At 61.6% G+C, this 8,116-nt stretch carries 9 protein-coding genes; 5 read left to right on the top strand and 4 right to left on the bottom strand.

Features of this window, described 5'->3' with window-relative positions:
• The coding region (locus tag GSM73_RS23645; protein WP_178129682.1) for a formate/nitrite transporter family protein at positions 1 to 489 on the top strand (489 nt) is incomplete at its 5' end.
• Here the strand turns inward: GSM73_RS23645 and GSM73_RS23640 are convergent.
• Complete coding sequence (locus tag GSM73_RS23640; RefSeq protein ID WP_160893975.1) at positions 440 to 1,609, bottom strand: MFS transporter; 1,170 nt, start codon at positions 1,607 to 1,609, stop codon at positions 440 to 442. The two genes, GSM73_RS23645 and GSM73_RS23640, sit on opposite strands and share 50 nt — an antisense overlap.
• Positions 1,610 to 1,805: 196 nt before the next feature.
• On the opposite strand from GSM73_RS23640, the gene GSM73_RS23635 reads away from it, so the two are divergent.
• Positions 1,806 to 2,639: an EamA family transporter gene (locus GSM73_RS23635; protein ID WP_047230421.1), complete on the top strand. Its 834-nt coding sequence runs from the start codon at positions 1,806 to 1,808 to the stop codon at positions 2,637 to 2,639.
• Positions 2,640 to 2,690: 51 nt separating this feature from the next.
• Positions 2,691 to 3,074: an MAPEG family protein gene (locus GSM73_RS23630; protein ID WP_047230420.1), complete on the top strand. Its 384-nt coding sequence runs from the start codon at positions 2,691 to 2,693 to the stop codon at positions 3,072 to 3,074.
• 153 nt (positions 3,075 to 3,227) lie between these two features.
• Here GSM73_RS23630 and GSM73_RS23625 read toward each other — a convergent pair whose 3' ends face one another.
• Positions 3,228 to 4,412, bottom strand: a complete 1,185-nt coding sequence (locus GSM73_RS23625; protein WP_139048961.1) for a murein transglycosylase A — start codon at positions 4,410 to 4,412, stop codon at positions 3,228 to 3,230.
• 123 nt (positions 4,413 to 4,535) lie between these two features.
• Between GSM73_RS23625 and GSM73_RS23620 the strand changes: the two genes are divergently transcribed.
• Positions 4,536 to 4,985, top strand: coding sequence for a cytochrome c (locus tag GSM73_RS23620; RefSeq protein ID WP_047230418.1), 450 nt, complete (start codon positions 4,536 to 4,538; stop codon positions 4,983 to 4,985).
• 74 nt (positions 4,986 to 5,059) lie between these two features.
• On the opposite strand, the gene GSM73_RS23615 is transcribed toward GSM73_RS23620, so the two are convergent.
• Together GSM73_RS23615 and ligB are read right to left on the bottom strand one after the other, a co-directional pair.
• Entirely contained in the window at positions 5,060 to 5,455 is a 396-nt protein-coding gene (locus tag GSM73_RS23615; protein ID WP_047230417.1) for a DUF1090 domain-containing protein, read from the bottom strand.
• Positions 5,456 to 5,543: 88 nt separating this feature from the next.
• Complete coding sequence (ligB, locus tag GSM73_RS23610) at positions 5,544 to 7,217, bottom strand: NAD-dependent DNA ligase LigB (RefSeq protein WP_160893973.1); 1,674 nt, start codon at positions 7,215 to 7,217, stop codon at positions 5,544 to 5,546.
• Between the two features lie 206 nt (positions 7,218 to 7,423).
• Here ligB and GSM73_RS23605 point away from each other — a divergent pair, with 206 nt between their 5' ends.
• Positions 7,424 to 8,044: a LysE family translocator gene (locus tag GSM73_RS23605; protein ID WP_076383377.1), complete on the top strand. Its 621-nt coding sequence runs from the start codon at positions 7,424 to 7,426 to the stop codon at positions 8,042 to 8,044.
• The last annotated feature ends 72 nt before the right edge of the window (positions 8,045 to 8,116 follow it).

Below are 8,116 nucleotides of genomic sequence, written 5' to 3'. Positions count from 1 at the left end.
GGGGTGGTGTTGGTGGGGAACCTGTGCGGGACCTTGCTGGTGGCCTATGTGATGCTGCATCTGCCGATTTTCGACCGCCGCACCGATATGGCTTTTCTGGAGATCGGTCGCAAGGTCATGGAAAACGACACTGGCCAGATGTTCGCCAAGGGCATCATTTCAGGCTGGATGATCGCCACCATGGTCTGGATGATCCCGTCCATAGAGAGCGCCAAGATGTGGATCATCATCCTCATCACCTATCTGATGGCGCTTGGGGATTTCACCCACATTGTCGTCGGCTCGGCCGAAGTGTCCTATCTGGTGTTCGCCGGCCAGCTGTCGTGGGCGGACTTCTGGATGGTGTTCGCCGGGCCGACCCTGGCAGGGAATATCATTGGTGGCAGTTTCATCTTTGCGCTGCTGAGTCATGCCCAGGTGCGGAGCGAGACCGGCCAGCCTAGTCGACCACACCCACCAGGGCGTCCTGACGACGCTGACGGTAGATAAAATACAGTGCTGTCAACACGGTCAGCCCGCCCACCAGAGCGCCGGTCCATGGCAGGTCCGCCAGGTCGGCGCCGCTGGCCACCACCAGGCCGCCAATCCAGGCACCCGCCGCGTTGCCAAGGTTGAACGCGCTCTGGTTCAGGGTCGAGCCCAGGTTCGGCGCTTCTTGGGCCTGGTCGATGATCAGCAATTGCAGGATCGGACACAGTGCGAAGGCGAACACACCCCATAGGACCAGGGTAATAGCTGCAGGAACCACCGACCGGCTGGTCTGGCTGAACGCGGCCAGCACCAGCACCACCGCCAGGGCCATGGCTACCAGCGAAGGCAGCAGGCGCCGGTCCGCCAGCCGTCCGCCGAGGAAACTGCCCGCTGTCAGGCCGACACCGAACAGCAGCAGCATGAGCGTGATGCCGTGGGGGCTGACTCCCGTGATGTCCTGCAGGATCGGCGCGATGTAGGTGAACACGCTGAACAGGCTGGTGGAGGCCAGCACGCTCATGCCCAGGGCCAGCAGCACGTTGGCCTTGCCCAGCACTCTGAACTCGCTGGCCAGATTGGCCTTCTCCATGGGAATTTCCCGGGGCAGCCAGACCCATTGGGCAAGGGCGGCAATGATCCCGATGACCGATACCGCCCAGAAGGTCGAGCGCCAGCCGGCATATTGGCCCAACGCAGTGCCCAAGGGCACGCCCAGTACATTGGCCAGGGTCAGTCCTGTGAACATCATCGCAATGGCTTGGGCCCGTTTGTTCGGTGGCACCAGTCCGGCCGCGACCACCGAGCCGATCCCGAAGAATGCCCCGTGGCACAGTGCGGTGATGACCCGGGCGGCCATCAGCGTGGCGTAGTTCGGCGCCAGGGCGCAGAGCACGTTGCCGACGATGAACATCAGCGTCATGCCCAGCAGCGTTGCCTTGCGCGGCATGTTGGCGGTGCCGATGGCCAGGATCGGCGCGCCGAACACCACGCCCAGGGCGTACCCGGTAATCAGCAGCCCGGCCTGGGGAATGCTCACGGCCAGGTCACGGGCGACATCGGGCAACAGCCCCATGATGACGAATTCGGTGGTGCCGATGCCAAAAGCGGCGACGGCCAAAGCAAGCAAGGCGAGTGGCATGCGCAAAGTCTCTGTCTGTAGTCTTGACGCTCTGATCAGGCATACGCATGCCGATGCGCCGGTTCGGATGAAACGGGGCAGCAGCAAAATTATTGGAATTGGTTTATGCGCAACTGAGTGCGGCGTGGTCGTTTGCAGTATAAACGGGCGCTGATGGATGGCGAATCAATTCTCTGGACGCAATAAGGAGCTTGCTGTGCTGGCAACGGCCTTGGTATTGGTCGCCGCGCTGTTGCATGCGGCATGGAATACGTTGATCAAGTTCAGTGGCGAGCGTTTGCTGGTGGTGGCGTGCATGGACAGCGTCGCGTTGCTGTTCGTGGTGCTGGTGCTGGGCTTTGTGGCGTTGCCACCGCTGGAGATCTGGCCGTGGATCCTGGCGTCGGCGGCATTCGAGCTGTTGTACCGCTATCTGTTGATTCAGGCGTATCGGGTGGGTGACCTGGGGCTGGTCTATCCGCTGATGCGTGGTCTGTCGCCATTGGTGGTGCTGGCTTTGACGTTGATCTTCGCCGGAGAAGTGCTGACAACCCATCAGATCATCGGCATCTTGCTGATCCCGTTCGGCATGCTGTGCCTGTTGTGGCAGGGCGGTGGTGGCGAACGGTTGCCCTGGTCGATGCTACCGGTGGTGGCGCTGATCGGCCTGTGCATCGGCTGCTACACCTTTATTGACGGCCATGCCCTTCGGCGCTGGCCCCGGCCACTGGATTACCTGGCCTGGGTCACGCTGCTCAGTGCCTGGCCCTTTCCGTTGCTGGCGCTGGTGCGCAAACGACCTGCGTTCATGCTGTTCTGGCGTGAACAGTGGCGGCTGGGGCTGGCGGTCGGGTTTTGCGTATTGTTGAGCTACGCTCTGGTGCTGTGGGCCATGCAACTGGGCTCGATTGCCGAAGCGGCTGCGCTGCGGGAGATCAGCGTGATCCTGGTGGTGTTGTTTGGCATGCGCTACCTGAAAGAACCTTTCGGCCGGCCGCGGCTCTTAGCCTGCGGGCTGGTGCTGATTGGCATGTTGGTGATGAAATTCTGACCAGTGCCTCGATTCTTGTTTTTCTATAACACTCAAAGAAGGAACTGCTTCATGACGGTTGCCCTGTGGTGCATTTTGATTGCCTTTCTCCTGCCTTACCTGTGCATTGCGATCGCCAAGGCCGGTGGAAAGTACCGGTTGAGCGACAACCACGACCCTCGGGATTTTCTGGACTCGCTCGAAGGAGCCCCCCGGCGTGCATACGCCGCGCAACTGAACAGCTTTGAAATCGCCCCGTTTTTCGCCGCTGCCGTGATTGTCGCGCACCTGGCCGGCAATGCCGAGCTTGTGACCATCAACGTGCTGGCGGTGCTGTTTATCACCAGTCGTCTGCTGTACATCATCTGCTATCTGGCGGACTGGGCGATCTTGCGTTCGCTGGTGTGGTTCGTGGGGGTAGGGTTGGTGTTGAGTTTCTTCTTCGTTTCGGTCTGAGCCTGGCGGTTGAGTCCCGTTGTCTGTGCTGGCCCCATCGCGAGCAGGCTCGCTCCCACATTGGATCTAGTCGTACACAAAACATGTGTCCACTGGAGATCAACTGTGGGAGCGAGCCTGCTCGCGATGGGGCTGGTACAGTCAGCCCACTTCTCAGGGATTGGCGGTGACCGTATTGGCAACCTGCGGCACCTGCGGCAATGCCATGCCCTTGGGCCACAGCATCCAGATCTGCCCCTGTTGTTTCATATCCCCGGCCAGGTTTCCCGCTGCTTCGCCGGTGCCCCAGAACAGATCCGCCCGTACTTCGCCGGCAATTGCGCCGCCGGTGTCCTGGGCCGCGACCGGGCGGTTCAATGCACTGCCGTCAGGGCGGGTGGTGGACAACCACAACAGGCTTCCCAGAGGAATCACCTTGCGATCCACCGCCACGCTGTAGCCGGCGGTCAGCGGCACATTCAGTGAACCCCGTGGCCCTTCGTTGCTGTCGGGGTTGCGGTTGAAAAACACGTAGCTGGGGTTGCTGCCCAGTAATTCGGGAATCCGGTTCGGGTTGGCTTTTGCCCAGGCACTGATGGTGCCCATGGTCACCTCTTCTTTCTTCAGTTCGCCCTGTTCGACCAGCCAGCGCCCGATGGGCCGGTAGGGGTGGCCGTTCTGGTCGGCATAGCCGATGCGCAACTGGCGGCCGTCATCGAGTCGAATGCGGCCCGAGCCCTGGATTTGCAGGAATTGCAGGTTCATCGGGTCTGTCAGCCAGGCGATCACCGGAGCCTTCACCCCGTTGGTTTCGATGGTGGCCGCGTCGTCGTAGGGCTTGAGCACTCGGCCTTCGAGGCGACCGCGCAGGCGCTTGCCCTTGAGCTCGGGGTAAATACTGTCCAGCGACACGATGATCATGTCCTCCGGCACCCCGTACACCGGGATGTTGGCGCTGGCAGTCTGGGTGAGGCTGCCGGGGTAGACCGGTTCGTAGTAACCGGTAATCAGACCGTTGGGGCTGTTGTCACCCGAGCGCAGGCCGTAGACATCCAGGTTCTGCTTCAGAAAGTTGCGCACATCCACGGCGGTCAGCGGCACGTTGGCCGCCGCCGCGCAGGTAGCACCCCACACCGCGTCGGCCTTGAGCCGGGTGCAGGCGCTGCGCCAGGAGCCAAAGCCCGCCAGCAGGTCCTCGTCGGACACCGATGGCAAGGCTTCCCACGGTGCGCTGACATAAGTAGCGACGGCGTGGGTCTGGGGCTCTTCGGCTTTGTCGCCGCGATTGCAACCGGCCAACAGCGCGATAAGCGGTAGGGTCAGCGCCAGGCCTTTGTGCCAGGTCTTGAAACTGTGCATGAGATTTCCTTGCCGGTCGTACGGACGCTCCAGGCGTCCAGACAACCCGTATTGATAATAGGGCTATTGGTCTTTGCCGATGACCCGAGGATACTAACCGCCGTTTCCTGCTCCGAGGCCAAGATGTTTGTAAAACGATTTTCCATGGCCGTGCTGGCCTGCCTGATGTTGTCCGCCTGTGGCGGTGTCGATCCCAATTCCCCGCTGGGCCAACGCAAAGCGATCTTCAAGCAGATGCTCAAGACCAACGAAGAGCTCGGTGGCATGCTGCGCGGTCGCATCCCGTTCGACGGCCCGCGCTTTGCCGAGGGCGCGGTGCAACTTGATCAACTGTCCCGCGAGCCGTGGAAGCATTTCCCGCAAGTGCGTGAAGAAGACCACACCAGTGCCCGGGATGAGGTCTGGCAAAAACAGGCGCGTTTCCAGGAACTGGCCCGCAGCCTTGAAGCCGCCACCGGTGAGTTGGTAACCGCCAGCAAGGTCCAGCCGTACAGGGCCAGCAACCTGGGGCCTGCGGTGCAGAAAGTAGAGGACGCGTGCAGTGCCTGCCATAAAGAGTTTCGGGATTATTGAGTAGGGGCAGCTGCAAGTTTTTAGCTGCAAGCTGCAAGTGTGAAGCTTGGGGCTTGCAGCTTGAAACTTGCCGCTTATTTATCCAACTCATCCACCGCTTCCTGCAACTCTTTGCGCGAAGCCGCCAGCTTGTCCTTGCGTTTGTTGATCCGCTGCGCGTCGCCTTTTTTCATGGCTTTGTCCAGATCGGCCTGACGCTGGTTGACTTCGTGCTTGGCTTCAAGAACCTTGTTTTCACGTTCCTTGCGCAGGGACGCGTCGGTGCAATGGGTGGTGACCTGGCTTAATGCTGTTTCCAGGCCGGCTTGCTGGTCTTTGTTGTCGCGGGACTTGGCCAGCTCGATTTGATTGATGATGCCCTGGCGCTTGGCTGCGCAGCCGGTGAGCTCCGGTGTTTGCTCGGCTGCCATCAGGGGGGCGGCCATAGCGCTGCATAGTGTCAGCAGTGCGATAGGAGACAGGAAATTCATAGCAACTCCGTGAAAACTCGCGAACGGTTGGTATAGATGCGCTGTTGGAGCGCATGTTTACCCCTTGGGTTCAACTGTGGGACCTGGATTAAAAACCGTCGACCCCGGCACCCCTTAGTACTTCACTTAACGCCAGCACCTGTGGGTCGCGAAAAAAAGCCCTCAGTTGCGCGGCGCGTCCCGGGCCGATACCGGCTTCGGCTTGCCAATGTTCGATGTCGCGCTCGGCAAGCACCTGCCATGGCCCTTCCAGCCGGACCTCGCCGGTGGGTGGCAGGCCAAGAGCCTTGAGCCACTGCCCAAAAGGACGTTGCCGGGCGCTGTGCAGGCTGTCGAGCAAGCGGGCGCTGCTGCGTTCGCCGAAGCCGGCAATGTTAGCAAGCTCGTCGGCATCGAGGGTCATCCAATCCAGCAAACCATTGAGTCGACCGGCGGCCAGGAGCTTTTCCCAGGTGCCCGGGCCGACATGGGGCAGGGCTAACCCGTGCTTGCCGCTGAGCCAGCCCAGGCGCGCCAGAAACTGGCTTTCGCAGCCGGGTGTCGGCTGCCAGCAACTTAAAAAGTGATAATCGGCTGCCGCTGGGGCGTTCACGTCCTGGCGCTCGACACTACGCAACACGACGCTGTCCAGGCGTGGAATGGTCAGCCCGGCCAGGCTGATGGCGACCCGGTCGCCAGGACGAATGTCCATTTGCTCCCAGCGTTTGAGGGTGCTGACGCTCACGCGGCGGATTCGTCGGTCGTCGAGCATGGCAGGTTCAAGTTCCAGCACGGGCGTGATGCGCCCGGTACGACCGATCTTGAAGCGCACGTTGCGCACCTCGGCCAGGGCCTGGGCATAGGGGTACTTCCAGGCCACGCTCCAGAACGGCGCCCGGGCTTGCCAGCGGTCAGCCGGTGGGCGGCGGCTTTGGCGCAAGACGATGCCATCGCTGGCAAAGGGCAGGGGCGTGCGATACCAGTGGTTGCGCCAGTGCTCGACGTCGGCCAATGCCTGAACGGGCTGGCTGTAGCCGATGGTGTCGGCGAAGCCCAGCGCCTGCAGGGTCGCCTCCCGTTCGGGCAGCGTGGCCGGTCCGTCAGGCCAGTCCCAGACAAACAGGCCGATGTCCGCCCCTTCTTGCGCGGTCAAATTCGTGCGCGCCATCAGCCCCGCCACGGTCGCCCGGGCGTTGAGACTGCCGTTGCTGGCCTGGACATGGGCAATCAGCCGCCAGTACAGCTCACCCTGAACGACCAGGTCCAATGGCTGATTCAGCCGTTGCGGGATGGCGTTGATTTTGTGCGCAGCCCAGGTCCAGTCTTGCCCCTGGACACCATCACCGCGGCTGATCGCCTGATGCAGGCGCCCCCCGCGATAGATCAGAGTCACGGCCACGCCATCGACTTTCGGTTGGACCCAGAGGTCTTCTCGGCCTTGTAGCCACGCCTTGACCGCGGCGGCATCCTTGAGTTTGTCCAGGCCGGTGTGTGCAACCGGGTGTGGCACTTTCCCGCCCGCCGTACGCAGGGGGAAACTGGGTGCCGCAAGGTCAAAGCAGTCGCGCCAATGGCCCAGCTGGATGCGGGATTGATCGTAGAGCTCATCGGCTACCAGTGATCGGCCGAGACGGTGATAGCTGTCATCCCACGAATCGATTCGCTGTTGCAGGGCGGTGATTTCCGCCTGGGCGCGTCCGAGGGGCCAGTCGGGACAAGACGCGGCGATGACAGGGGAGCAGATGAATATAAGACAGGCCAATAGGCGTGATAACGGCAGCATCGAAGCATCCTTGCTTGGTGGTGTGCTTGAAGGCTAGTCACTGTCACAGAAGGTGCGAGGCTGGGAGCGTTACCGGATTTTGCAGGGGGCGATAGCGAAGTCGTGGCGGTACAGTGCAGGGTGATTTGGTTGCGCAACTGTGCCTTGAACCCATCAGGGGCGAGTGCAGAATGGGGGCTCGATCTGCTCTGCCAGGCGTGCATCCTATGGACCTGACGACCCTCGCTGTTTTCATCCCGGCCTGCTTCGCGCTGAACATGGCGCCGGGGCCGAATAACCTGCTGTCCATCAGCAACGCCTCGCGTTATGGCTTCGTCCGGGCGTGCAGCGGTGGCATTGGCCGGTTGCTGGCGTTTGCACTCATGATTGCCCTGGCAGCGGTGGGATTGACCGCTGTGCTGCATACCTCGGAACTGTTGTTCCTGGGGATCAAGTTCGTGGGGGCCGCTTATCTGTTCTACCTTGCCGTGCAATTGTGGCGGGCGCAGCCAGAAGCCGGAGCTGAAACGGCGGTCACTTCGATGAGCGTGACCCGCCTGGCACGCCAGGAGTTTCTGGTGGCGATCGGCAACCCGAAGGCGATCCTGTTGTTCACCGCCTTCCTGCCGCAGTTCGTCGACCGCGCCAGCACTGTCACCCAGCAGTTCGCCGTGCTGGGCGGCCTGTTCCTGGCGCTGGAGTGCATTGCCATCGGGTTGTATTGCTACATGGGGATTTATGCGCGGCGGCTGTTTGCCCGGCCGAGCGGCAAACGTCTGTTCAATCGCCTGTGTGCGGGGCTGCTGGCCAGTGCGGCTTCGTTCTTGCTGGTGGCGCGACGGTCCTGAGTTCGATGCTACCTTGTGGTGATGGCGTACGGACGCAGGTCGAACATTTCACGAACCAGCTTGATGATCTTG

This window comes from Pseudomonas sp. PICF6, assembly GCF_009831705.1.
GTDB lineage: Bacteria > Pseudomonadota > Gammaproteobacteria > Pseudomonadales > Pseudomonadaceae > Aquipseudomonas > Aquipseudomonas rhizophila.
Note: the sequence above shows the minus strand (reverse complement) of the source record. Positions and strands in the feature narration are given on the sequence as shown.